The organism is Massilia sp. 01N410 (genome assembly GCF_056399665.1).
This window is the reverse complement of the sequence record NZ_JBFTRV010000001.1, coordinates 315,734-341,887: the sequence shown is the minus strand read 5'-3', so window position 1 is coordinate 341,887 and position 26,154 is coordinate 315,734. Positions and strand designations below refer to the sequence as shown.

The following is a 26,154-nucleotide window of genomic DNA, read 5'->3' as shown; positions in this document are numbered from 1 at the left end:
TAACTCATCACATACATATCGTGTCATTCTACCTATTCTGGCCGGACAAGGGTCAAATGGTCGCAGCAGGGTTCGGTAAGGTCGCCGAAGTTCCTGCTGTGTTCGACGCCAGGTGGGCCTATCAAGATGCTCCCTCACAGTACCTTATAGCACGCGCTGTACGTGACTTCCTGCCAAGAAACGCCCGCTTGTCGGTTCAGGTGTTGAGGCCGGGTAGCACTCAGTCTTTTGGAGAGTCGCTTTGCAATTTTCTCGAGTGGTGTGAATTAAGGAACCTCAACTGGAGGAACGTCGAATACAACAAACACATTCTTGAAGGCTATCAGAAAGAGCTTTCAGGCGGCACATTTTCCGTCGGCTTCCGCGGACTAGCTTCTTCCACAATAAACTTGCGAGTTGAAGAAGCCTGCAACTTCCTTGAGTGGGCTTACGGACGGGGTCTTCGCGAAAAATTCGCTGTACCGACTGTTAAAGTCAAAAACAAACACAAGAATTCACAACTATCACATGGACACAGGACCCTAGAAAAAGATGTTCGGGCTGGTCGCGTACGACCAGACCCAAAGTCATTGCGAATGCCTTCAAAGCAGGAAATAGCATTATGGCTTGAGAGCATCCGCATCGAGAAAGGCATTACCAAGCACTTAATGGCAGAAACAGTCATTAAATCTGGCATTCGTCGCGAAGAAGCTATCCAATGGCAAATTCATACTCTTCCTGAGCAAAAGTGTGATTGGAAAATTACCGGCAGTGAGGTAGCTGTTAAGGTCGAGTATGGGGCAAAAGGGCCACAATACCTTAATGAACGCGGTGACCTCGTGGGGCCACCGCGAATCGTATTTTTACCACTTGAGCTCGCAGAAAAACTACACCTCTACCGGGAAACAAAAAGACTTAAATTTTTCGCGACTTATGTCAAGAGTGCCAAAAATCCGCAAGAACGCAGTAAAAGGATGGAAAAGCCATTTTCGCAACTATTTCTTTCTGACTTCACTGGGCAACCGGTATCGGCTCAAACATTTTATGAAGCTTGGACGTGTGTAAGTCGACTACCATTCAAAGGCTGGTCCCCCCATCCAGGTCGTCACTATTGGGCTTGCAACGAATTAATGAATGAACTTGACAGGAAGTTTTCGGCCTTAAAAAAACTTAAGAAATCCGAAATTCCGATTGATTGGATTAGTGGAAACGTGCAAGACATAATCAAAATTAGAGTACAGCCACAGCTAGGTCACATTGATGAAGAGACCACCGACCGATACATTGCTTGGGCTATTCAACAATATCGGAGCGCTGACATCGGCGAGCGATTTGAACAGGCCTTAGAATCCTGACATTAATCTAACTATTTATATGGCACAACCCTCCCGCAAAAAGGTCAAAGGCTTCGCTACCAACGTCGTCGACTTTCCAACAGCTAAAACGTCCTTAAGACGCGATGCACTGGAGATACGAGCCGACCACGCAAGTGGAGCAACCGTACTTTCGTTGCGTCAGTTTGCAGAGGGAACGTTCAATTCAAATGCTTACCCGCTGATACAAAATAGATTTACGGGGCGCCCAATTCTTATCGCTCAGTTAGCACCACATATACAATCGAAGTTCGGCGATAAGCCGGGAAAGACCTTGAAAAACGTCGAGGCGATGTTACGGCGATGGTGGATGTTTTTTGATGAGATAAATGATGAGCAGCAGATAATCACGTTTCACGACATTGATGACTTCATCGGATATAAACAATCGCGTGTGAAAGCATTAGGTGGGAATTACCGCACAGATTTCCTTCGATTGATTAACGCAGTTCGGACAGAGAGTGGTTTGCCTATCCTTTACTGGCCGCGCCAGGATGACGAATTGCCAGCTGGACCGTTACCTCACTTTCCGCACGTGAAGTTAATTTATCACGAGCTCAAACAGCACGTTAAGCTTGTGATAGAGCGGTGGGATGTAGCCGACCGGTTAGCAACCTGCGGGCAAGATTGGTCTGGAGGACTCAGCGGCCGACATAGTAAAATTCATGGTTATTGGAGCGATTCCGAAACACATGCAACCTACCGGGGTGCAATTGTACGCCTGCAAGACCCCAGCCCTGGCAAAGCGCAACTACAGAGTTTATTGAAACGCTCCGCTGCGTCAGCTGTACAGCATATGACTCGAGCTATTGAGGGTTTATATCCTCGCAGGGTGGATGTTCAATATATGCTTTTTCTTTTTCTGCTACGTACCGGCTGGAACGCAACTACGGCACTTGAACTTGATGTCGACAACTGCATAATGACTCACCCGACATCAAGCGAGCATCACATCGTTCACTCGATTAAAAAACGAGGGATGACCGAGCAGATTGCAATTGGCCTGAACAAATCTCAGTTTTCGCCCGGAGCTATTCTACAAATGTTAATCACGCGCACTGCTCCTCTGCGCAAACATTTGCGTTCACAGCTGACCGAGCTTGAGCGGGATTTGGATACAAATGGAGACGAGAATACTCTCGAGCGCGTTCGCCGACTACGATTGATGGTGAAAACACCATGGCTTTTCTCTAGTAAAGCTGGTGCAATTGGCCGCTTGAGTGATGACGACCACTTAATCATAAATGCGGAGGGAGCTAAAGGCTCAGGCCTCCGATTGATTATTGAAAAAATCAATCGTAACCGTCCTATGGGCGACCAAATCGATATCGAAATGTCGGTTGGCGATTTTAGGGATGCCTACATATCGTTCGCTTATGAGACTAGCGGGTACTCTTGGCTAGTCGCCAAGCTTGCCGCCGGGCACAAAAGTCTGGAAAGTTTGCGAACCTATCTTCGTAAGCGACACTTTAAGGCACATGGCGAAGCAAAGGTTCACGCTTGGAACGAAGCCCTGTGGAGCGAAATCAAGGTTCACCGAAGTGTGGACCCCGCAATATTGCATGCCAGGGTGCAACGTGGCGAAATCACCGAGGAGGAAAGGGCACGCTGGACCCGGCGAACTCACGTCGGTACTGGTTGCAAAGACTTCTTCAACCCTCCTAAGTACCTCTCTCCTGAACACAAGGAAGGAGATGGCTGTCGTGTGCAGCGCTGCACCTTGTGTCACCACGCTATCCTATTCGATGAAAGCAGTGACCACCTGTGTCGCCGACTAATGGAACTTGCACACATACAGCGCACGATTCCCTTGCTGGCGTGGATGCAGTCGTCCTTCCCCATCGAGGTCGAAAACATCGAGCTTGCGCTAAGTCAATACGACTCTGCTATGGTCGAGGAGCGAAAGCGCTTCTGGGAAGAAGAAATCGAATCTGGTCGGTACATACCATTGAGCTTTGAAGGCTCGTACTAAATAAAACGATAATGAAAGGACAGCATGAATCCGATTGTACGCAGCCTGCTGGAAACTGACTTATATAAGTTTACAATGTGGCAAGCTTTGCTGCACAGCCATCCAGGAGCACAAGCGAAATACTCGTTCGTGTGTCGTTCAACGCCTACATATCCGCTTGCCACGCTGGCAGAAGAAGTCAGCCGGGAGCTAGACCATTTATGTACTCTGCGCTTTAACGAAGATGAACTGGCGTATCTCCGCGGCCTACGTTTCTTAAAGAGCGACTTTATTGACTACCTGGCGATTTTCAAGTTCCAAAGGAAGTTCATCGAGGTGAAGGTTGTCGACGGCCAGCTTTCAATTGAAGCTTGTGGACCTCAAGTTCACGTAATGGGTTTTGAAATTTTTACGCTCTATATAGTTAGTGAACTTTATTATCGCCGGTTCGACAAAGAACAGTGCCTTGCCGAGGCACGGTCGCGCCTCGATACTAAAATCCAATTTTTGCATCAAAAACTCGAAGCGCTCAAAACAAAGCATCCGTTCGCTTTTTCTGATTTTGGGGTGCGGCGCCGATTTTCTGCCGAACTTCAGGATGAAGTTGTTGCGACCCTGGCCCGTGAATTCCCTTCGAGCTTTAAAGGAACGTCAAACGTATATATCGCAAAAAATCTGGGCCTTACGCCTATCGGCACAATGGCTCACGAATATCTCCAATCGTACCAGGCATTCGGGGTTCGCCTAAGGGACTTTCAACGCGCCGCACTGGAAGGATGGGTGCACGAGTTCCGCGGCGAGTTAGGTACCGCGCTGACTGATGTTGTAGGGATTGACGCATTCTTAAATGACTTCGACCGGTACTTCGGTTTGCTATACGATGGCTTAAGGGTAGACAGTGGTGACCCAATCGAAGTAGGCGAGAAGATTCTTGCACATTATAAAAAGTTGCGAATTGACCCTAACACAAAGCGCATTACATTCTCAGACAGTCTTAACTTCGAGCGTGCAATCACCTTACACAAGCATTTCGCTGACCGCACTCGGCCTGCATTTGGCATTGGAACCAATCTCACAAATGATACCGGCGTTCCGGCACTGAACATCGTAATGAAGCTTGTATCGTGCAATGGGCAGGCGGTAGCTAAAATCTCGGATTCGCCAGGTAAAATGCTTAATGTCGACCAGGCATTCTTAAATTATCTCAGTCAGGTCTTTAATAAGCCTTTAAAATAATGAAAACTGTAGATAAAAAGGCAACATCCCCGGCCCCACATAACGAGTTTGAAGAGATACGTGCGCGTGTTTTCAGAAACATCGGCGTAGCATCTATTCACAAGATGTCTAGCGAAGAGCTTTTGAATTTGCAGACACTTCTCGGTCTTGGTGACACTTGGGGGGTACTAGTCTTTCCGAAGGATTGGCTCGCTCCAGGTACTGGCTCAACCGAGTCTTCACGCACTATTGACATACAAAAACGTCTACGACGTTTGTCGGTGAATCCTAGAGACGAAGAGTTGGCAATTCGAACGGTAGTGGCTGCAACGCTTCTCACCGTTGCGACTCCTGTCTTTAACCCTCGGTACGCTCAGTATCTTAAACCTACGTCAATCTGTAAGAACGCAAAAACACTGATTAAAATTGCCGCGGAATCTACGCAGCTTCCTGCAAGAGAGGACGGCAAGCTGCTAGCGAGGTTACTGAAGCTCCCTCAGGGCAATACAGACAAGGAGAAGCGAAAACGCATTGAGTTAGAGCGCCTAGCTCGTTTCGCAGAGCGCAATCTATGGGACGATTGTGTAAGCGACTCTTTGCGAGCATGTCTCCCAACTTCTCCAGCAGGCGACAAGGTCACACCAATTCCGCCTCCGAAGACAAACCCATACATGCCGATGAGCGACAAGTTCGTTGCTGAAGCCGGGTATCGGGTGGCATGGGTGGTCGAAAAATTAGGTCCATCACTCTTAAAGTGCGGGCGCGAAATTCACGAGATTCGTAAAGCCAATCTACTCTCCGTGGGTGTACGCAAAAATCAGAGTACGCAACGTTCCAATCTCTCGAAGAAGTTTTTAAAGAATTTTCGTTGGGTAGACCCGGACGGAAATCCGATTGGTAGCCTGCCTTTCCCTATGCACTTCAAGGGTATTGGTAAGGGCGGTGAATTCACTTGGCCTCCTCGAACGATGGCTCAGGTCCGAATGTTGCTAAGAATCCTGCAGAGCGCGCATCTGTTCGTTGCTCTTTTAAGCACTGGCGGTCGCATTAGCGAGATGCTCTCTCTACCGCCTGGCTCAATCACTGAGAGCCCGGACGGCATATCCTTAGCAAACGGGCGCACCTATAAATTGTCCGTTTTTGTAGACGGGCAGAAGCGCGACTGGCCCTTGCCCGCTCTTGCAGTCCAAGCTCTTAAGCAACAAGAAGAACTTGCTGAGTTAGTACTTCCCGACTCTGACAGTCTTGAAGATGACGAAGCCGGCGATGAAAGTGTTGACTTCGACGTGGTTTCGGGCGAAGAAGCAAATGTTACTGAGGGAATCTGGACACGTGAGGGCGGCGGTGGCGAACGCATCGACGGCGAATACAATCAGTATCTACGCAATATTGTCAAAGTCTTTGGTTTAACTGAAGAGTTAGGAAAAGGCAATCTTCACGCGCATCGATTTCGGAAAACCACTGCTCGGCTTATTGCGTTGGCAATCGTAGGCGCACCAAAGATTCTGATGGACCTGTTTGGACACAAGCAGATTGGTATGACGCTCCATTACATTCTTGCTGACCCGACAATTAGAGCTGAGATGCTTGAGGTGGCTCGAGCGCAAACCATCATGCTTGCGAAGACCGCAATTACCGATGCCGATGAATGCGGAGGGCCAGCTGCCAAAACCCTGCAGGAAGCGGTCAAGGAACAACGCTTCCGAATGGGGAGCGATTTTGGTGTCGAAAGCTTGCAGGAAATGGCGGAAACCCTGACGATAAATGGGCGCTCTTGGCAAATAGTTAGGCCCGGAGTTATCTGCACGAAGGGGCCACAGGTTTCTGGCGCATGTACGCCTACGTCAGCAATGCCTGAGCCCTCGCGTTGTAGACCGGAGTGCGACCATCGCCTTGAACTTCCAGCGTTGAGAAGCGACGTCGATGCCTCCATCGCGTTTGCTGTTAAACAGCTACGCGAAGCAGTTGCCGAAGATGACGACGCAAAGGCGGAAATGTGGCGCGGTCAGATATTGACTAACATCGGCCGGTTCAAGGACCTGAAAGCCAAATGGGAAACACATCCGGTTGTTGAACACCTGTTAAGGCGTCGTTATGAGACGGAGGTTCAATGACCGAGAGTAAAAAGCGAGAGGCACCTTGGCTGAAAAAAAATTCGGATGAGAGGTTTTCAGCTACCGTAAGCAAAGTTACCGGTGCCATGAAGGCAATAGAACTCGACATCCAGCGCAACGACAACATATATCCGTTCAACGGCGGCACAGTTAGCCAGGCGGAAGTATGTCGTCGTGCTGGCATAAAAAATACGCTACTTCAGGGCAAAGCCCATAAGACCACCACAAAAGTTGCGCTGGACACGTGGGTCAAAGAAATAAATTCTGTTCTGATTACAGGAAAGAAAAACGTAAGGAGGGCGGTCACCGAACGAGCTGATAACTGGAAAGAGGAACATCGAAAGGTAACGACGTCGTATCAAATTGACATGCTCAGACTTGAAATGGCGCAGACACGTATTGCTGAGCTAACTGCTGAAAATGCAGCTCTACGAGAACAGTTGGCGAAAAAAGAATCGAATGTGACCTCCATACGCCCTAAGCGCAAGAAACCCGATGACTCTTGAGCTAGAGGCTCTTGTCTGTCCTTCCCCGGATGCTAACTAGGGCGGTACCAAAACCGCAGGATTACTGCGACCAAATATTCGCGTGGTTGGCTCGCATTAGGGGAAAACCTAGTGCACCTAGGAGACTCAGCTCAGGAGTGTTAAGTCAGCTTTGGCTTGCGCAAACTCTTGAGCAGCGGCTTGAAGCTGGCTTCGTAGCGCCGCGGTTCTTCCGTTTGCTTCCGTGCTCATACGTTGAAGCTCCATAGCCCCTGTAAGGAGACTTGCTTCGATAGACTTCCTTTGCATCAGGAGCTTGCCACGAACTGCATTGCGGTCAGCTTCTGTAACTGCTTGCGCGGGATTGAAGACAAATTTGCGCTCACAAGCCTTTCTCCAATCGACAACTGCCCGCGTAAGCACATCCCCGAACCCCTTCACGGCGCGAACTTTGTTCCAATGGACATCGGCCGCAGTTTCAATGCCGAACGAACGCAGAGCAGCCTTCTTCGCCGGCCCAACACCGTGAATTGAAGCAGAGTCAATGAAATAGCGGTCTAGAAACTTGTCTCGTTGCCGCTGCTCGGCTGTCTGGTGTAGTTTGTCAAGTTCCACCTTCTCCTTGGCGGCAAGCCCAACGTAATCGTTCCGCAGGTCTCCCAGCTGCTTTTTACGATGATTGAAGCCTTCTGGTCCGGCTTCTTTGCGAACCCTGTCAGCGAGCGCTTGGTAAGTTCGCTCAGCGCTAATCAGCTTGTTCATACGCTTGTGCTTCTCTGCGGCTAGTTCGGGGGAGTCAGAGCCCCCAACCGCGCTCCAGGCGAAATAGGCAGCTCCACCCCAAATAATCCAGGCTGCTGGGACGGCTGCAGTAAGACACAACGCTACGATAACGACAAGCGCTTTCAATAGTCCAGCGTGGCCGTTGCGTTTGAGGCCTGTAGGTAGCGGCGTAGCGGTGACATTGATGCTTGCAACGTTGGGCATACTGACCGGTGGCGGCGGTGCGACCGCCTCGATTAATGCCCACACTTTCGTCAGGACGAACCCGCTGGCGGTTGCAGTGATTGTCGTACCAAGGTCGACGAAGTAGACAATGCCCTGCTGTTCCAACGCACACCACGGGCAGTGCGTGAGGTGGTCAGGGTAGACATGAATCGAAGCCGCCGAACACTTCTTCAAGCGCTTTCTTAGCGCATCTATGGCGGCAACCCATTGTTGAGCTGTCGGACGTAGACCTGACGAACCTCGTTCGGTAAACGCTTGCTCGAACATCGCTTGCATGGAGTCCGGCACAAGCGTCACGGGAATCGACCTCGGCGGCGGCAGCATTCCACGCAACTTGGAGTCACGGGCGTATGCGTAGCGGAACGCTTTGATGTCTGACTCCAGGGCTTCGCCAGCTTCGTTTTTCTGCGGCACTCCCGAGAACGGGTGACGACCGCCGAACAGCAGATGGAAAATTAGGAGGGCTAGGCCAAAATTGTCGTGGTTGGCCGACCTCTTCACTCCGCGAAACGACGAAAGCCCTTGAAGTTCAGGAGGCGTAAAGTGAGAGACGCCGACTTCGCATAGGTGGAGCGTTCCACTTGCATTAATCTGGTAGGAGTCGCAGTCAATCAGTATGACCTTGCTATCCGCCCCGACCATGACGTTACCTTGATTAACGTCGCCTAACACGTGGCCGTGCGCGTGCAGTGTTTCAAAAGCTGCTGCGGTATTGCGTGCTACGTAGAGGAGAAAGTCCCAAGCGGCGTTCGGCCGGTTCTGCCGGCGATGTGCTGGGCTGTACAGCATATGAATGGGGTCACGCCCAGTAACTTTGGGCATCAAGAACCCAGCGACGGGCCCACTCACTGATGGATGAAGCGTGCCCTGTGGCCAGGCTGCGTACTGGAGCAGCGCTTGGTCACCGTGGGTAGCCATGAACCGAAGCTTGTCCTGCTTCAGTTTGTCTACGCTTTGGTGATAGAGCTTGGCGACCTGATTCGGTAACGAAGGAATGTCGAAGACAGAGCCTTCCCCGCCCTTCCCTAACTCGCGGCCTAAATGGACTTCGGCGCCTGAAGCCGTGACGAAGCGTTTCGTCATAATGATTCGTCTAGATGAGGACTGCGAGTGCGAGAGTTTTATCGTCGTCGGTCCGCTCGTTCACCGCCTCGCTATTTAGAAATCGCATAAGGGCCTCCTGGAGCTGGTCCTCTTGCTCGACAGTAGCAGTAGAGAGAACCTTGAAGAACGGAGCGAAGAACGGCTCGTGAGCAGTGTTCGTATCCATCTGGAGCGCGAGGCGCTGAACACCGTCGGAGAACGCCGCCGCTTTCAGAACCGGCTTACTAAAGGCGTGCGATTCCAAGCGGTCGACCGCATCTTCATCGGTGATGAAGTGAGTCATGTTGGCGTATTCGCCGGACATTGGCACGATTGGAACTTCGAGACCGTTTCCGACGTCGACAACGATGCCTCCATCGCCGATTTGCATGACCAGTGTGCCGAGGTTTGTCGAGACTATTCCAAGAAACGTACAAGCGAACTCTCGCGCCCGGACTTTTGCCTTCTCGGCCGCAGAAAACAACGCGGCTCGGATGGCCAGGACACAGTCGACCGCAAAATCGTCGCCTAACCCGAACTCGGGCAACGCCACCTTTTTCTGCATGAATTCCGCCGCTGCTTTGATAGCAAGCTCCGCCCCCTCCCCGCCGTGCTGTGCACTACCGGCGCCGTCAGCAACGAAGATAGACAAGACTGCAGTCTTACCTGCCGGTGTGTCCACTTGAGCCCAGCAGCTATCCTGACAGTCGAGTCCAGTAGCGATGTGCGATGTGCCAGCTGCAGAACCGGTAACGACGCGCCAAGTCACACTGAGGCCCATCCCGTCGGTGCATCCAGCTTGACCTCAGTACCTGGGGTCGATTGCGACACGCGCTGCAGAGAGCTGGACAACCAGGTGAACAGTTCGCGGAACTTCAGGCCTTCGAGGGACATCGGAGTGCGAGTACTAATCTGCGAAAGGACATCCATGTTGGCGCCTTTTACCCCTACAGCGAAGAAAGCGAACTTCTTCGCCGCCTCACCCTCACGAACTGCTGCGGCAGCAGACTTCCATTCGTCAGTCGGCCCACCGTCAGTGATAAGGAAAATCCAAGGGCGGTAGTACGAGATGCCGTTGGCTCGATACTCTTGCTTTCTGTTGTCGACCAGCTGAATCGCCTGGCGGATTGCTTCGCCCATTGGAGTATCACCTTGGGACGACAGTGTTGGCGGATAGAACGATTCAGCAGACTGGAATGGTGCCTCGACGCGAACTGGACCGAATGTCACGAGCGCCACTTCTACGCGTTTCATCGCGAGAGAGTCAGCCGCCAGTTCGTCTTTAAAAACCGACAAACCGGCATTGAGCTCAGCAATCGGTTGGCCTGACATCGAGCCGGAGACGTCGAGTAAAAGGATACAAGGGCAGCGCGGTTCAGGATTGCTGGCGAATTCGGCGGCACCAAACGAAATCTGGTCTGACATGACATTCCCTATAGTTGATTTTCTGCAATACCTTTATTATATCAACATTGCAGTGCGCAGAATGCAACTTAATTGTTTTTTTGAAACTAATTCCTCAGAGGTTTCATGGGTTTCTATCTACGAAAGAGCGTGAGCGTTGGCCCCTTCCGGTTCAATTTTTCGAAATCTGGCGTCGGAGTGTCAGCTGGAATTAAAGGCCTCCGAGTTGGCACAGGGCCGCGAGGGAACTACATCTCGGTTGGTCGAGGTGGGCTCTACTATCGTGCCACCATACCAACCGCTCAGCCTGCCTTAACGCCGCCGCCGGCACCGACACCTAGACCACTGTCGAGCACAGTGCCCGAACCTGGCTTAGGCCCTATGGTGGCGATTGAAAGTGCCCCAGTGTCGGCTATGCAAGACACTTCGTCTGCTGAACTGCTCAGTGAGTTGAATAACAAGGCAAATCGGCCTAACTATTGGAAATGGACAGCCGCCGGTAGCGTTCCTGCTCTTTGGGTTGCCTTCTCGACCGCACCGGACTGGGTCGCTCTGCTCTCCCTTGCGGTTCTGGTAGCTCTCACGATTTACATGTCAGTTAGAGACACCGTTGCCAAGACTTCAGTGCTGTTCTACGACCTGGATGCTGCAAATGAGCGCGCTTTTGAAGCACTGCATGAGGCCTTCCAAACCTTGGCTGGATGTCGTAGAGCGTGGCGCATTAATGCGCAAGCGGCGGTTTATGACCGCAAGTACCATGCCGGGGCCGGGTCGGTCGTGAACCGAAAAGACGCACAGTTTGGAAAAGGCTTGCCACCAATGGTCAAGTCAAATCTGGAAGTGCCGTATGTAAAGTCAGGCTCCACATCTATCTACTACATGCCTGACCGCGTACTGTTGTATTCGGCTTCTGGCGTCGGCGCTATCTCGTACAAAGACTTGGACGTCAGCAGTGAGTCTAGGCGGTTCATCGAGGACGGAGCTGTTCCGGGCGATGCTCAGGTGGTAGGACATACTTGGCGGTACGTGAACAAAGGTGGCGGGCCCGACAGGCGCTTCAAGAATAACCGCCAGCTACCGATTGCACTTTACGAAGAGTTAGCGTTTAAGAGCCATTCAGGCCTTAACGAACTCTTCCAGTTATCCAAGCATTCCGTGAGCGCTCGTGTTCGGACTGAAGTACAACGAATGTCCTCAGTTCTGCCAGCTTAACGACAGTCTTTGTTGTGTCCTCTGAAGGCTAGGCAACAGCGCGGAAACGGTAGTACAAGGCATAGGCAGCAGTCAGCAGAACAACAGACCTTCGCCTAGCCCTATCACCGTGTAGTCGTACCCAGCTGCATCAGGCGCGGCACCTATCGAGACTGACTCTCGCAATCAAGTCATTCGATTGCAGTTAGCTGTGATGGCTCGCGCAATCTCACTAACGGTCGTCTTCCGAATCGGGTAGTCCTTTGCAGCATTTTGAAACTGGCGGGCTACGGTGACGACTCTGTCAACGATGGCTTGAGCTCGTGACGGGCGGATGCCGTTAGAGCTTGCTAGCTTTAACAGATGTGGTTTCGCTGGAGACAATGCTTCTCCTTCGACATCCATCTGATGGTAGCCGCCGGGACCAGGGCAATAGGTCAGGTCATAACATGGCGAAACGTTCCACGCGAGAGACCCATCCATCCTGAAAGAAAAGTTTTTGGTGTGGTCATCGCGATTATTGAATACAACATTAAACACACAACGCTCGTAGGCTTTTAACACCTCAACCTCGCTGAGCGTAAGCGCGCGTGTCGTTCGAAGCAACGTATCGTAACTTGTGTTCGGAACCCGGAAGTCAATATTCAGAGCACCGGCTAAGGTATGGATTGGCACCCGCATGCCGTCAAACCGGTCAAATCGTTTGATACCGAAGGCTGCTGTCTTCGGGCCAAGGTCGAAGTACCTTGTTGCCGGCACATCCAGCTCACACCGACGCGCCATTTCTAAGTAGAGGCACTCAATCGCGCATACTTCCTTGTGTTCATTCCCTCTTGGAAACTTGAAGAGCCAAGGCGTACCCAAGGCACTCTCATCAGTGCTAATAACGCCAGAGTGTTCGTCGTATTGAACCAGCACTTTAGGGCGTGCACCATGGGGAGAGGCGCCTAACAGCACGAGCTGCTTCAGAGCAGTAGTGTCTTTGTCGACCACAACTTGCTGAATGTCCCTAGCCAGCTCAACGAGGTTGAGCCTCTGAGGTGCCAGCTCGATATCTGTTGCGGGTGCGAAGCTAAGCGCGCCCATAGCTCTGTCGCCAATAAATGCGAGCCGGTCTAGCGCAGAAACCTGATGTGGACGTCGTTCGAATTGCTTTCGGAAGAACCGGTCCATGAGTAGAACTCCCCACCCGTCTGGCATCGCATCTGCAATCAAGCCAGGTAGCTGCATTTGCTCTCGCGGGAAGCCCCGATAAGTGTCGACACTAAGGGGCATCCGTATCTTGGAAAGCTCAACGCCCTTCACTCGCGCATCTGCCGAGTATTCAAAGAGCGTGTTTGGGCCATCGCTAGCGAGCTCGCCTAGCAGCCAACTTTGGCCCCAGCCACAAAACTTCACCTGAATTTTTTGCATGGTTTATCGTACCGCCCGAGTTCTCCGTGGCGCCCGGATGCGAGTAGCCTGTGCAGCTTGGCGCTCCATCTCTGCAATCGACGATACTTTGAGAGCAAAAAGTTCGTGAAGCTGCGACACCAGTCCTAGTGCCTGTACTACCCGTATGAAGTTCTCGAAGGTGCAGTCTCCGGCTGTCTCCAGCCGTTGAAGCGTGGCCGTTGCGATGCCGGCCCTAGCTGCAAGCGCTTCCATGGTCAATCCTTGGGCTAGACGTTGCCTACGTAATCGCCCGACAAGTTCGACACGAATTTCCTTCTCAGTTGCAAGCGCAAACTCTAGCATACCCTCCCTTTTAACCCGTGTGGCCAAGTCAGACCGGGCCTAAATGATGTATCGATTTTGAGTAATTATAGTCCATTTCAGGCCTTAAAAACTCGTTTTCGATACATTAGCTTCCAACATCAGGCTCAAGTCAGGGTGGATTTAGCGAGACGAGGCTTGCGGCTTGTTTAGAGAAGCGCTCGAGTTAAGCAACATTACATTTCGTAGAGCCATTTCGACTCGGCAAACGTCTTAGTCTCGTAGAGCGTCTTCAACTGAGCTTGGTCGACTGGCTTTGCCAAGTCACTCTTGGTGAAGCGGCCCTTCGTGTCACCACCGCCGGCAGTCCACGCTGCCTGCCAAATCTTAGCGAGAGTTATAGCACCGTCCGCCATACAGTCCGTAGTGCGGTCTCCAAGCTCTGCCCATAGCGCTGCCGATTGTTTCTGTCCTCTCACACGGTTGTAGACCTCCAAGACCTCTGCAGGAGGTAGCTTATTGATTGTCCTCCGCATGAGTTCTACGACTGCGTTTGCTGCACCAGCTGCATCAGAAAAAGATGCCGTGTTTGCCTGCTTTTTGAGGCGTTTTTCAACGCCGGCGACCATCTCCGCGCTAGCGTAGTTCAGCATGTCGTCTTCATAGACCGCATGGACCTTATCGTCGCTCTTGTCGTCTGGGAGTCCGTGATGGAGTGACGACACATGCAATGGCTGGCAAGCGTCGCCCACGTAGTGCGCCAACACGCCAGCTGCGCAGATGTATTCGTCGAGTTTGCCAGCTTGGACTGCGTCCTTCATCACGTTGAAGAGCTGGGCTACGCGAAACGGAAGGGCTCCGCGGTGTTTGGGTAAGCGTTTCGGGTCGATACTGCTGTAGAAGTCGTTCCATACCTGCGTCGTGCGGGTCGCTTTGTCCTTCCACATGTCGAGTAGTGTTTTGCCCGCGTACTTCCCCTTCCCTTCCTCATCCATGTCTGCAAAGTGGTTCGCTGCGTCTTTCGCTCGTGACCGTCTCCACACCAGGTCAGGAACATCTGCGAGCGGGATAAACCGGTCTGTGTGCGCAGCGCTTGGTAGCTCTCCGTTGACGATGTCATCCGTCGAGACACCAATCGAGACTACGTTAGCCTTAAAGAGCGTTCTGGCCTTTTCGCTTTCCAGAGCACTGCAGGCAAAGTAGCCGATAGCGTAGTGGCCTACCTTGCCCCAGTACCTGCTTTGGCCAAGACCCCAGTCTCTAACGACTTCGACCGCCAGTGCCTTACAAATCGAGCTGAAGCCAGTCCCAAGCACGAACTCTGTTGAGTCCTTCGCCCCTTGCGAGAGGAAGCCATGACCGCCCCATTGGACACACAGCGGCCTGTAAGCTCGAGCGACCTTTGCGGCAGCATTTCCCGAGCTGGTTCCGTCGTCTTTATCGGCCTTCGTTTGGGCGCCCTGGTCTGCTCTAGCCGCATCAGCGTCTTCATCCCAAAACCATACTGCACCTGAGTCTCCAGGTCGGGTTTCGACGCTTCCAGCTGGGTCGCGTGGGCCGATAAGTATCTCTGCAAGGGAGTCTACGCCGCCAATAGAGCTATGTCGGTAAAACAGCCCTTGGATTTTGCCTTCAGTACGAATACCACCAGGGAGCTCAGTGAAGACCGGGCAGCCGATGAGGTTGAGGCTCATCGTATCGGCGTTCAAATCGACGGGCTCTCCCACTGTACCAACACCGAGGTATTGCGAAGTGGTGCTTGTAACGTTGTCGAGCTTAACCAAGGAAGCGTCTAGCGTAAGTTCAGTAGGGCGGCTACTGAAGCCAGGATAGATTTTCCCAAGCGGGGTCGAGTTGACGCACCGATTAGTCACATGGCCAACTCGGCTTCTTTTGTTTCGAGGGTATACGTAGACCTCTGTGCCAATGTCGGCGCCGGCGGTCAGGTGCCGATTAGCCAGAATGTACGCACAAGCTCCGTCCTCGACCACAGCGGAAGCGATGCCAAGACGCGTCGCTCCCTGGTCATCAACGAACATCTGAAAGTTCGGTCCGAACTTGGTTGCCCCGTACCGAGCAGCTTCAGCAGCTGAGCGGTTCATGTCTCTACGCTCAACCAAGATTGGACACGTACGTACTTGGCGCCCATCGCTCAGGTAGAGAACTGGCGGCACAGTTCGTTCCGGATGCTTGCCTAACTCGTCAAGGCTCAGCCATCGGTTCACGAACACCAGTACGCAAGGCCAGGACCAATCTCTGACGTCACTGTTGAGGAGAGTCCTAGGTCCGAGCTCACCACTAAGCGATTCCTCGTTCTTGTCTTCGAAGTTCTTGTCCTTAAGCCTGATTCGGTATCGCCCAACAGCGGTCCCCATTACCGTCGGGAGGTTAGCAAGATGAACGTGGTACTGGTCGCGTGCTTCGAGTAAGTCCCGAACACTGAGCGAGTTAGGCTCTGGGCGACGAATGAACCTTTCCATAGCAACCTCCTTATAAGAGTGTTCGATAAAGAAAGCACAAGAACAATATCATGATGTTATTAACAAAAAGTTACTCAATTTGTAATTTGTTGGGTTACCGCGACGGCAGTCCACGATAGGTAGCGTGGGCGGTTTAACTCCCTTCAACGCGCACCGCAAACTGCATTTCGTACGGCCACGTAGAGTTTTCTGAGCTGTCTACGGAGCCGCTAAGCCCTCTGTTCGACTGCTTCCTAGTTGAGGGGCACGACGGCCAGCAGCCTGTCCTAGCTTATGATTTTCTAATCTCGACTGTAGACGCTCTAACCAGACACGAAAAAAGTTGAGCCATAAGATGTATTTCATATGCAGCTTTCAGCAAAAAAGGCTATACTTCTCCACGCTAAGTTACCCATTGGAAAGGAAATGCCATGCTGTCAGCTGCCCATCGCGCCATCGTTACCGCTACCGTCCCTATTCTTGAGCAAGGCGGTGAAGCGCTGACGCGCCACTTCTACCAGATTTTGTTCAAGGACTACCCAGAGGTCATCCCATTCTTCAACCAAGCCAACCAGGAAGGCGGCGTACAACAACGTGCTTTGGCCAACGCAGTGCTCGCATATGCTCGAAACATCGAGAAGCTCGAAGCTCTTGGGCCATTGGTTGCTACCATCATCAACAAGCACGTGTCGCTGCAGATTCAACCTAGTCACTACCCGTTGGTCGGCGCTTCGTTGCTCAAGGCGATACGCGAAGTGTTGGGTGCAGAAGTCGCAACTGACGCGGTCATCGAAGCCTGGGGTGCAGCATATGGCCAGTTAGCCGATATCCTGAGCGGCGCCGAGCAGCAAATCTATGAGGCGCAAAAGTCGGTCGTAGGTGGCTGGAACGGGATGCGAGACTTCGTCGTCCAAAGCAAACAAGTCGAAAGCGCTGAAATCACTTCGTTCGTCCTTGCCCCGGCCGATGGCGACCCAGTCATGGACTTCACGCCTGGCCAATATATCGGCTTGCGAGTGGTAGTGAATGGGGAAGAGGCACGCCGTCAGTATTCGCTGTCGGCAGCTAGCAACGGCCGCACTTACCGCATCAGTGTTAAGCGTGAGCAGCACGGTAAGGTCTCTGGTTTCTTGCATGACCACGTACAAGAAGGCGACGTGTTGCAGCTCTTCCCGCCAGCAGGTGCCTTCACCCTGAAGGAGTCGGACAAGCCCTTGGTGCTAATCAGCGGTGGCGTGGGAATTACTCCGACGCTTGCAATGCTGGATGCAGCGCTAAGCACGGGTCGCGAGATTCACTTCATCCACGCTGCGCGCAATGGCCAAGTTCATGCATTCCGCGACCATATCGATTCGCTTGCTGGCCAGCATGGACACCTGCAACGCTTCTACTGCTATGCCGAAGTGGGCGAGGAAGAGACGCATGTTCACGCAAGTGGCTACCTGAACAACGAACTTCTCGAGAAATGGTTGCCCGCCTCCCGTGATGTGGATGCGTACTTCCTAGGCCCTCTGCCGTTCATGCAAGCGGTGAAGCGTAGCTTGGTCGAAATCGGTGTCCCTGAAGAGCAGACTCACTACGAGTTCTTTGGCCCCGCAATAGCTCTGCAATAATTTCGCTATCTGTGGCGGGTTCTTCCCGCCACTCGTCATGTATGTAAGAGCAAGCGTACGCCTGTGAGTCAACCACCTCAATCGAGGTCTCGGTCAGCGCCTGCTTGCACCTTCCAAGTGTGAATCAGCAGCTTTTCGCTCTGCCAGCGCGTGTGCCAGAACTCATCGGTAATTTCGTCGGGGTACCCAAGCGTAATATCAAGGTCTAAGGTGCTTCCGGCGCATGAGAAGCCTGCGGTGCATACACGTTGAACCCACTCCATTGCTGCACTAGTGCAGTAAAGCGTCATAAAGAGCTGGGGCACGCCGTCCAGAGACATTGAAGCATGTCCGTTCACGCATTCTGGTACGTTTGTCCAGTAGTCTGACAGCATGTTCGGAGGCTCAAGGTCGATGGGTATCTCAATTTCGCCATAGACAGGCACCCTCGGAGTTGTGCCCAGGCGTGCACCCCCTTCGAAACTGACCTCGACTTTGCAGCCGGCAGGATATTTGAGCATCGGCAGCAACTTAATGGACCACGACTTGATTATTACTCTGGTCGACTGCGAGCGACTGCTCGCCCTCCCCCAGTGTAATGTTTCTACAGCGGTGCGAACTGGCAACTGCTCCGCTTTCTTGTTGAAGAACATATCACCGCCTATTTGGCTGACAACTTACTGCTCAGGTTAAGTAGGTATCTCAGCACGGATTTTGCACATAAGCAACAAATTTTACTAATAGATTATCTCTTGCTTATAGACATCAGTAGCAGCGGTGGTAGACTGCATTCATTGATTTTAAAACCCCCCTCACCTCTTGGTCAGATGTTTGGGGAAGTGGCGTAGCTGCCAACGAAAGGAGCTGACCGATGACTTCCTCTCTTCGAGGCGGGTCGACTATTTCCGCGCGCGACCGCACTCCGTCTCTGCAAGTTTCCAAGCTAGCTGACCTGCTGGCTTCGGCTATACCTAACACCTCCACTACCGGTATTTCCTCTCTACCCTTCATAAGGGTCGAGGGAGCTACTGTCCATCTCAACACTCGAAGCGTTATACAGCGCTTGCTGTCGAATCCGAATTTCAAGGCAGAGTTCGAGCCTGGAACAGACACTGGTTTTGTGAGGGACATTGACATGCCTCCGTTCGGCACAACAGCCAAACTAGGCGGTCGATTACTACCTGGTTCGGAGCCTGCAACGACACAAGGGGTCGAGAAGCTCCGAGAAGCCATTTCTACCGAACTGGATGCGCTTGTAGGCAAGGTTGATTTTAAAAGCCTCGCACTACCATCATTGCAAGCCGCGCTGGACGTTCTTGCCGCGAGTGTCGGTCAGAGAATGCCAACGCAACCAAAAACCGCAACCGTTGTACCTATTCAGTTCGCAGCGCCAGGGCGAAAGGCTGCTGAGCGAACGAAGGACATCGCCCGCGTTTTGTCTGCTATCGAAACAGTAGACGGACGTGACTGGCTTGACGTGCTCCTTAACGGCATCGCGAAGAAGTTACGCAACGACGGTCATGATGAAGAGTTCGTAGACGAAGTAGTAGCAGCCGTACGGAACCAAAGGGCGCGGCCTGGAAGTCAAATTCGCCAGTTACTAGACTTCCTGGACGACGAGGCTCTATCCCGCGTGCGGCTTCAAGTGACGATGCGCTTGATGGAGTCAATCGCGGCGAAGAGCGACAAGGCAGGCTTGAAAACGTATGTTCGACGCGTTCGAGAGTGTTTTGACAAATTCGCTGGTATCACAGCTGAGTCACTCCTGTTAGACGTCAGCGCCGATTACGGTCAAGCAAACAACTCAGATTTTGGCGACCATCTTCGCAAAGCACTCTTCTACAACTGTCTCCCAGCCTGGGCAGAATGGTCCGTCCAGCTCTTTGAAACGCGTATGGAACCAGAGCGCGGATTCGCGACCGTACGCGAAGTCTCCTACCGCTTCCGGGTCAACGGCAAGAACCCGCAGTCCGGCGCGTCTGCGTTCGACACTCGCCTCATGCGCATCCATGAGCGTGCGCTCGACGAGCCATCGCCTGACAAGAACATCAAGAAGACCGTAGCCGAATTACTGTTCCTGTACCTGGTCGTTCCGAACTCCATTGATGACGATGAAGAACTGAATCTGGAGCAAAAGTCAGCCGTCATCGCCCGTGAACTGAAGGCAAATCCTGCAAAGACTCTACGAATCTTGTACGACCGGCTGTCTCAGCGGACGAAGGTCATCGATGAGATTGCTGACGAGTTAGTCGCAGTGCTGAAAACGAGCTCCCTGAAGCTGGTCGACGTAATAAATCGTAGCGTCGACAAGTTCACGATGGCTCTTGACCGCGGCATCGTGAACTGGGAAGCCGTCGAAGCACTTACATCGTCGAAGACGAACATACTCATCGAAGCAGACCGAGGCGCAAATTCAATCGCTTGGTTCAGTCACCTGACGGTTTCAGACGCATCCATCGTCCCAGGAAGCATCGCTTCCTATGTAGTTCAAACTGAGCTTAAGGAGCGGTCATTCGCACCGTCGGGTGACGCTGTGCAGGTCACAATGGAACGTGATTTGTCCTCAGCGGTACTCCCTGTTCGCATGGTCCCCTTCCGGTGGGTCAAGGAGACTCTCGAGTGGTCATCAGACATCACAAATGACGAGGTGTTCAAAGCGGGCGCCGGCGTACAGATTGAATATGACGTCAAGACCCTAAAGCTAAGCCGCCTCGGTAACAGTGAGTCTGATAAGGCTCGTAGTGAGCAGCTGCGTGCGGCCGTCTTAACCGCGTTCACCCTTGTGACGTATATCGCACTTTGGGAAGTGAGTCGCCGGACAATTGAAGCCCTAGGACGCCCGCTTTCCATGACCATTGCGCGGCTACAGCACAGTGGCAAGAAGGCTGCTCGGGAAGAAGATGCTCACGATGGTAACACCGCGATTTACGCTGTTAGCCAAGCTTTGGAGAAAGCACTCTCACGCGAGCTACCAGTAAAGCTACAAGGGCTGACAACCCTAGACCGTACTTCTGCCGATAACTATAGGTGGAAAAAGCGCGGTGCCCTACACGCGCTTCTGGGCAGCCAACCGGTAAAGTTCAAAGTCCAAGGCGAACTAGAGAAGGTGGCTCTGGTGACGTATGTCACCCGCCCTTGTGACCTCCATCCGAACCATCCTGACGCCGATGGCTTCCTTTTTGTGAGCCGGACCTATAAGGCGAGTACAGAAAATGGCCAGAGTACGGTTCGCTTAGACCAGATGCAGTCGCGCCTTGTTGAGACAAGCAAGGACTTCAACACTCCGCAACTTATTCTGGAAGAAATTTCAAGACTGCAGAAAGATGGGTTCAAGCACATCATGCTGCTATCCCATCATTACGGTAACCGTCATATCGGCCGCGCCGCGGAGAGACATTCGCCCCACGGTAGTTTAGAGTTTTTGGACGATGCATCCAAGCGTTTCCCAGAAGTGTTCCTGTACACGCTGCGTCGCGACGTCTTCCCTGCCACCAGGCTTCGTCGTCGTGAGAGCCACGAAAGCGCCTTTGAAATCGTGTCATTCAAGGACCACCAAGCGATGTATGACGATGTCGCGCAGGATGTCTTGCGCAGTCTCATGCCAGTCTATACGTTCGCGACTTTGAACGTGGTCGACGAAGAGAGCCGCCCTCAATCAGGCTTCTGCACTTACTTCCTTGACGTCGAACAGCGCATTTCAGATATACAGCTGAGCGAAACCGTTCGTCAAAACATCTTGGGCATCGGCGCTGGCTACGGCGTCCGAAAATCCTTGGTAGCGGTACTTCGCGCCGTTCACTTCATGGAAAGCGAGAAACCGTCTGACAAGAGCCACTTGCTGCCAGTCCTGGACCCGTTTGACTGGACGGCGCCCCAAACCACAGCCGCTGCTGGCGAGGTAGAAATCATGAGTCGGCGAGGCGGCCGCTCTGTGTTGTTGTCGCTTCCGGCCGTGCTTGCTCACGTCACCAAGGTGCTCCACAAGGATAAGCAGTCCCATGAGTGAGGCATCCTTTCAACAGCAAGCAGCGGTTTGGGGACAAGCCTACGAAGTCCTGGTCAAGCGTGGCGTACTGGCGTGCCTGCTCGAGCGCAATCTGCTGTCGCCAGCCCACGCGGGCATATCCGAGTGGAGTGAAAAACGCTTGCTAAGCGTGTCGTCTGCGGTCATTAAGGAACTCGATTTACTCGATGAGACATCACGCAACGTCGTCAAGGCCGCAGTAGAGCACATGGCACTGACAGCCTATGGCCTAGGCTACACAACCATGCGAGAGTACCTTAAGCCCTTATCAAAGCGGTTGGAGAACGGCACGTTAAAGCTTCGTGCCCTTTGGTGCCCCTTGTCCCTACCAGGAAGCTCTGGAGCGACGGACGCCGCACGCCTGGCGAACCGGATGGCCTTCGCAAAGGAGTTTGGAATTTCCGGCATTCCTGACCCGGCGTTATCGATGAAAGGCATGCCTGCCAACGCGGACTTTATCCTCTGGTTGTCTGGCGAAGCTCGCGAGGACTACTTGTTGGTTCAAGAGTACTCGTACGACATGCCTCCAGAACTTGGAGATTTTCGTAACCAGGATGCGCACCTAGACGAGCTGATTCGTCATCGCAGGCATGTAGACTCGCGTAGTGTGTTCGCTCGCGTAGCCGCGGAAGTAGATGGCGAGCGCTTCGAGCTATCTGATGACATCCGAAACCACCTCGGTGCACTCACCGGCGAGAACAAGCCGCTTTACAAGCTCTGCCAGGCAAGTGCCTATGGTGAGTCGACCGTGTCCTTCCTCCGCGCTACCGGCCTACTGACCAATCCCTGCATTGTTCGCGCACTGGCGATTACGCCGAACGGACTTGAGAGCTTGGCCGCGCGCTTTGAGGACCAGTCTAGTGATACTCGCCGCGCGCTTATGGAGCAGATGGGCACCGCCTACCGGAAGACGAAGAAGCTTGCTGATGGAGACGAGGAAGCGTTATCGGAGCAGACCGAAGCTGTGTTCAACAGCGTGCTGCGCAAGTTGCCTGCAGCTTTACAACGAGGGATGAAGGCTCTTCGAAGTACGCCCAAACCTGGTCAAGACTATGCGTTTGACTTTGAGGAGACGCTGCCGAAGTTTGCTAACCCGATGCAGAAATTCGCTCTGGATGACGCACTGGCGATGGTCGACGACACGCCAGGACTACGCCAGTTCCTTGGTCGCTCCGCAAAGCACGCGATGCGTGAGGCGTTTTCACCATACGACAAAGATGGACAGGGAATTTCCCTGCGAGACCTCCACGCTGCGTCAGTCGTTGCAGGGATGGAGAAGGAGTCGCCGGGCAAACTCAACGTCATCGCTTTGGAGGGCAATCCAGGCATCGGAAAGACTACCGCGGTGCGAAAGCACTTAGGTAAGAAACAGGAAGGCTACCTGTTCCTCTACGTGAGCCCTCGAGTCGTCATCAACCGAGACGTGACCGAAAGCTTAGCTCGCCAGGATGGAAAGCCCACTGGGATTCTAACCATCACGACGAATGCTCAACTCATCGCCTCTGCACAGCGCTGGCACTCTGAACAGGTCAAACAAGGCAAAGCGGAGCGACGTCACGTAGAAGGTGCGGTGGTGGCTGACGGTGTCGCTAGCTTAGTAAAGCCTGAAACCGGAAGTATCCTCGTTATCGAGCCTGAGATTGAGCATGAAATCGAGGATGGCTTTGCCGGCAGTCGATACAAGAAGAGCGTGCTGTCGGAAAACGAAGACAAGGTAAGCGACAAGTCGCTAGTCGGAGTACTCAAAGGGATGTCGTCGACAACCCGCGAACTGTTGGCCCTAAATCCCGATGTCAACCGCGTGGTGATGACAGCGGCGTTACAAGGGTTCAGGGACCGCGGTGGCGGCAAGACCACCATGGACGCGTTATCGAGCCTATTCAAAAACCCTGTCAGTCGTCCACACGCAGCCATAAAGGAGCGCAGGGCTTTCGCTGAGCGCATACCTAACATCGTCGTGATGGTCGACGAGCTGGCCGGAGACGGCGCCGGCGCCCCGTTCGTGCATGCAGTCGCAAAGTGGCTCCGCAACGAGTTCATCAACTGTTTTGAAGATGAGCCATGTCCGTTCACGGTGACGCTCATCATTTCTGACGCGTCTCTCGGTAACGAGGTGGTGCTTGACCGCTACCTCAACGCGGGCGACCGCACTCCCGACAAGGTTCTCATCTCACGCTCTGAAGGTGACCGTGCTTTCCGTGTAGCGGTCACAGACGTGAAAATTGGAGGCATCAAGACTAGTACCTTCCATGTGATGACCAACAGCTACCCTGCGAGCGAGCTAGGGATTCAGTACCGCGTTCGAATGACTTCAGTTCACCCTGAGGAAACCACGGTAGGAATTTTGGAGACGCCCAGGCAAGCCATTCGCCGTGAAGCAGAGACGAAGCTGCTCGAGTCAGCTGCTTCCGAAATTTGCCGCGCTCTCGACAAAGGTGCCGGCCAGGTTATCTACTTCGCGCAGGATAAGCTTTTCCTCAGCAGTCTGAAGTCGACCCTCGCTCAACATAACCCTGTTGGACTGGACGAAGAGGACATCCAGATTCTCGATTCTTCAATCCCCGGCACGCGCCGGAAACAACTGGTAGAACCTGAGATTCGTGACAAGGTGAAGGTTTTTCTGATGACCTCATCTGGCGCCCGCGGAGTGTCGTTCCCGAAGACTGACTGGATTATCGCAACCGTCCCACGGTTCAACATTGAGTCAGCGCTGATGGAAATTGCACAGCTTATCTACCGGGGGCGCGGACAATACCTGAACGACGACGGGGTCTACGTGTCGGGTGACAGCGTCCCACGTCAGCTTGTCATGATGATTGATGACTTCATCATCGGTGACGGACCAACAGACAAACGCCAATGGCTACGCCAGTCCCTAGACCTACTGACCCTGCTCGTGATGCTCCGCTCGACCATCTTTACCCGCATAACAGGAGATGCAGGCTTACGTCAGCCTCTCGCTCTAGTGCCAGTTGGCGCGGTCGGCACAGAAGAACTCGTCAGCATCATGTCCCAACATGTGACTACCTTTCTGAAGGAAGCAGATGTCTTTAGAGTTCGAGGCAAGGACCCGTCTCGAGTTGGCCTAGTACGAGCTGCTTCATCGAACATTATTGAGTTGTTCTCTCGAACGAAGCTGCAAGCCGTAGGCAAAAAGGATGCGGACACGCGCACGGTTGTAAAGGATACGGAGCTGTCGTCCATCCATGAGCTTGCGACAAGCGCTATCTCTCCCCTACTACGCTACAGTGAAACCGGCAGCTTCGCTGACCACACGTACTTTGCCGGCCCCATCATTTTCGAGAACTGGGAAGCCTTTGCGAAGCAGGAGGTTTTTACGTTTGAGGGACATGAAGTCGAGACAGCGCAGTCAGCACAGAGGCTACTTTCGCAGCTCTACCAAATTGACCAGGATAGAGCGTATCCAAACGCCCTTCGCACGCCAGCCAAATCTCTCGCAGACTTGCTCCGTCGAGACAACCCGGACTCATATGTCGAGTTCAATACCTTGAAAGACTTGAAGTCTCCAAACACTTGGGTAGCTGTACCGGCAGGCTACATTCAGTTCGGGCACAACGCTGCGAAGCAGAGTGGAACGTCGTTCGAACTAGCCGATGCGGACATGTGGTTAGAAGCGTTAGCCAAATCTCTGAATGCAGGCTCAGCAACGATGCCACCAATAGCACGCTACCGCTCCTTCCCATGGTGCGCTTCAGTAGGCGCAGTCGAACCTCTAAACTTAGCCCAAGTCTTTGATGACCGTTACTTCATGGCGTCGAACGAACTGAATCTACTCAACACCCTGCTCCTATCAGAACGCCGCGGTGACCACCCGTCACCTGGCCGGCACGAGACACATGAATGAATTTCTTCTGCGTGATTCGTTTGAGCTGCACGATACGGTTGGAGCGTTACTCGAGCGCGCTTCCCCCTATCCTGGCCCAAGATTTAGCGCGGCGATTGATACATGTGGCGTTTCGTTCGAACACGCTTATGGCGTGTTGAGCCTTGTAGAGACGGGACTTCCCTCTTCCGCTGCCGCGCTGCTGCGAGTTCAATTCGAGGCTGTTACGCGCGCAATGTGGCTACTTTATGCCGCAAGCGACAGTGACATCGACACGATGCTCGGGCCGTTAAACATTGAGAACCAGAAGGCTGCTAACAAGTTTCCAATGGCAGCCGAGATGCTGAAAGCGCTTGAGAAGAATGGCCCACCGATGGCCGTGCGACCTCTAGCGCGGTTCAAGGAATTCTCGGCTGGGCCGATGAACTCCTTCATCCACAGTGGCCTCCATGCGTCGAAACGCCAGCGTGAAGGCTTTCCCATCACGTTAATCGAGCAAATCGTCGTAAGCGCGAATGGACTCGTCACGATGTCCGGTATGACGGCTGCGGTGCTTACCGGCGATGCGTCTATGACCGCAAAGATACGTGACATTCAAGGGCAATTTGTACGAGTGTTACCTCCACTCGACACCTCTACATAGAGTCCTGCAAGCCACATCTCAAAAAGACCTGGGCGTCTGACGCGTGGCAGAGCCGCGCGTCACGGTTGGCTCTTTGATTAGGCAACCCATGCAG

At 53.0% G+C, this 26,154-nt stretch carries 17 protein-coding genes and 1 pseudogene; 11 read left to right on the top strand and 7 right to left on the bottom strand.

The annotated features are described in order from the left end of the window. Positions 1-56: 56 nt before the first annotated feature. From AC1DOP_RS01540 to AC1DOP_RS01520, 5 genes are read left to right on the top strand one after another with little or no spacing between them, the layout of a single operon-like run. A complete protein-coding gene (locus tag AC1DOP_RS01540; RefSeq protein ID WP_477249382.1) occupies positions 57-1,334 on the top strand; it encodes a hypothetical protein in 1,278 nt (425 codons plus the stop codon). Positions 1,335-1,353: 19 nt separating this feature from the next. Beyond that, positions 1,354-3,324: a hypothetical protein gene (locus AC1DOP_RS01535; RefSeq protein ID WP_477249380.1), complete on the top strand. Its 1,971-nt coding sequence runs from the start codon at positions 1,354-1,356 to the stop codon at positions 3,322-3,324. A 24-nt stretch (positions 3,325-3,348) separates the two neighbouring features. After that, positions 3,349-4,539 carry a nicotinate phosphoribosyltransferase gene (pncB, locus tag AC1DOP_RS01530; protein ID WP_477249378.1) on the top strand — a complete coding sequence of 397 codons (1,191 nt, stop codon included), beginning with the start codon at positions 3,349-3,351 and terminating at the stop codon, positions 4,537-4,539. After that, a complete protein-coding gene (locus tag AC1DOP_RS01525; protein WP_477249376.1) occupies positions 4,539-6,632 on the top strand; it encodes a hypothetical protein in 2,094 nt (697 codons plus the stop codon). Before pncB ends, AC1DOP_RS01525 begins: the two co-directional genes overlap by 1 nt. Beyond that, the gene (locus AC1DOP_RS01520) at positions 6,629-7,138 is read left to right on the top strand and encodes a hypothetical protein (RefSeq protein ID WP_477249374.1); all 510 of its coding nucleotides are present in this window, start codon (positions 6,629-6,631) and stop codon (positions 7,136-7,138) included. The genes AC1DOP_RS01525 and AC1DOP_RS01520 overlap by 4 nt, the downstream gene beginning before the upstream one ends. Positions 7,139-7,264: 126 nt before the next feature. On the opposite strand, the gene AC1DOP_RS01515 is transcribed toward AC1DOP_RS01520, so the two are convergent. The 3 genes from AC1DOP_RS01515 to AC1DOP_RS01505 are packed head-to-tail and all read right to left on the bottom strand — an operon-like array spanning position 7,265 to position 10,633. Next, a complete protein-coding gene (locus AC1DOP_RS01515) occupies positions 7,265-9,208 on the bottom strand; it encodes a helix-hairpin-helix domain-containing protein (RefSeq protein ID WP_477249372.1) in 1,944 nt (647 codons plus the stop codon). 10 nt (positions 9,209-9,218) lie between these two features. Then, on the bottom strand, positions 9,219-9,989 hold the full coding sequence (locus AC1DOP_RS01510) for a PP2C family serine/threonine-protein phosphatase (RefSeq protein WP_477249371.1): 771 nt from the start codon (positions 9,987-9,989) through the stop codon (positions 9,219-9,221). Beyond that, positions 9,974-10,633 carry a vWA domain-containing protein gene (locus tag AC1DOP_RS01505; protein ID WP_442124819.1) on the bottom strand — a complete coding sequence of 220 codons (660 nt, stop codon included), beginning with the start codon at positions 10,631-10,633 and terminating at the stop codon, positions 9,974-9,976. The genes AC1DOP_RS01510 and AC1DOP_RS01505 overlap by 16 nt, the downstream gene beginning before the upstream one ends. A gap of 105 nt (positions 10,634-10,738) precedes the next feature. Between AC1DOP_RS01505 and AC1DOP_RS01500 the strand changes: the two are divergent. Together AC1DOP_RS01500 and AC1DOP_RS01495 are read left to right on the top strand one after the other, a co-directional pair. Continuing rightward, a pseudogene (locus AC1DOP_RS01500) lies at positions 10,739-10,885 on the top strand (DUF4236 domain-containing protein); the annotation flags it as partial. 141 nt (positions 10,886-11,026) lie between these two features. Continuing rightward, the gene (locus AC1DOP_RS01495) at positions 11,027-11,824 is read left to right on the top strand and encodes a hypothetical protein (RefSeq protein WP_477249640.1); all 798 of its coding nucleotides are present in this window, start codon (positions 11,027-11,029) and stop codon (positions 11,822-11,824) included. A 165-nt stretch (positions 11,825-11,989) separates the two neighbouring features. On the opposite strand, the gene AC1DOP_RS01490 is transcribed toward AC1DOP_RS01495, so the two are convergent. The 3 genes from AC1DOP_RS01490 to AC1DOP_RS01480 form a co-directional block, all read right to left on the bottom strand. Further along, positions 11,990-13,216: a type II toxin-antitoxin system HipA family toxin gene (locus AC1DOP_RS01490; RefSeq protein WP_477249369.1), complete on the bottom strand. Its 1,227-nt coding sequence runs from the start codon at positions 13,214-13,216 to the stop codon at positions 11,990-11,992. A 3-nt stretch (positions 13,217-13,219) separates the two neighbouring features. Then, the gene (locus tag AC1DOP_RS01485) at positions 13,220-13,540 is read right to left on the bottom strand and encodes a helix-turn-helix domain-containing protein (RefSeq protein ID WP_477249367.1); all 321 of its coding nucleotides are present in this window, start codon (positions 13,538-13,540) and stop codon (positions 13,220-13,222) included. Positions 13,541-13,734: 194 nt separating this feature from the next. Beyond that, complete coding sequence (locus AC1DOP_RS01480; RefSeq protein ID WP_477249365.1) at positions 13,735-15,282, bottom strand: S1/P1 nuclease; 1,548 nt, start codon at positions 15,280-15,282, stop codon at positions 13,735-13,737. Between the two features lie 1,106 nt (positions 15,283-16,388). Here AC1DOP_RS01480 and hmpA point away from each other — a divergent pair. Continuing rightward, positions 16,389-17,570: an NO-inducible flavohemoprotein gene (gene hmpA, locus AC1DOP_RS01475; protein ID WP_477249363.1), complete on the top strand. Its 1,182-nt coding sequence runs from the start codon at positions 16,389-16,391 to the stop codon at positions 17,568-17,570. Positions 17,571-17,647: 77 nt separating this feature from the next. Here the strand turns inward: hmpA and AC1DOP_RS01470 are convergent, their stop codons facing one another. Further along, positions 17,648-18,202, bottom strand: coding sequence for a hypothetical protein (locus AC1DOP_RS01470; RefSeq protein ID WP_477249361.1), 555 nt, complete (start codon positions 18,200-18,202; stop codon positions 17,648-17,650). A gap of 482 nt (positions 18,203-18,684) precedes the next feature. Here AC1DOP_RS01470 and AC1DOP_RS01465 point away from each other — a divergent pair, with 482 nt between their 5' ends. From AC1DOP_RS01465 to AC1DOP_RS01455, 3 genes are read left to right on the top strand one after another with little or no spacing between them, the layout of a single operon-like run. Further along, positions 18,685-21,555, top strand: a complete 2,871-nt coding sequence (locus AC1DOP_RS01465; protein ID WP_477249359.1) for a hypothetical protein — start codon at positions 18,685-18,687, stop codon at positions 21,553-21,555. After that, entirely contained in the window at positions 21,548-25,438 is a 3,891-nt protein-coding gene (locus AC1DOP_RS01460) for a hypothetical protein (protein ID WP_477249357.1), read from the top strand. Before AC1DOP_RS01465 ends, AC1DOP_RS01460 begins: the two co-directional genes overlap by 8 nt. Further along, positions 25,431-26,060, top strand: a complete 630-nt coding sequence (locus tag AC1DOP_RS01455) for a DUF6988 family protein (RefSeq protein WP_477249355.1) — start codon at positions 25,431-25,433, stop codon at positions 26,058-26,060. Before AC1DOP_RS01460 ends, AC1DOP_RS01455 begins: the two co-directional genes overlap by 8 nt. The last annotated feature ends 94 nt before the right edge of the window (positions 26,061-26,154 follow it).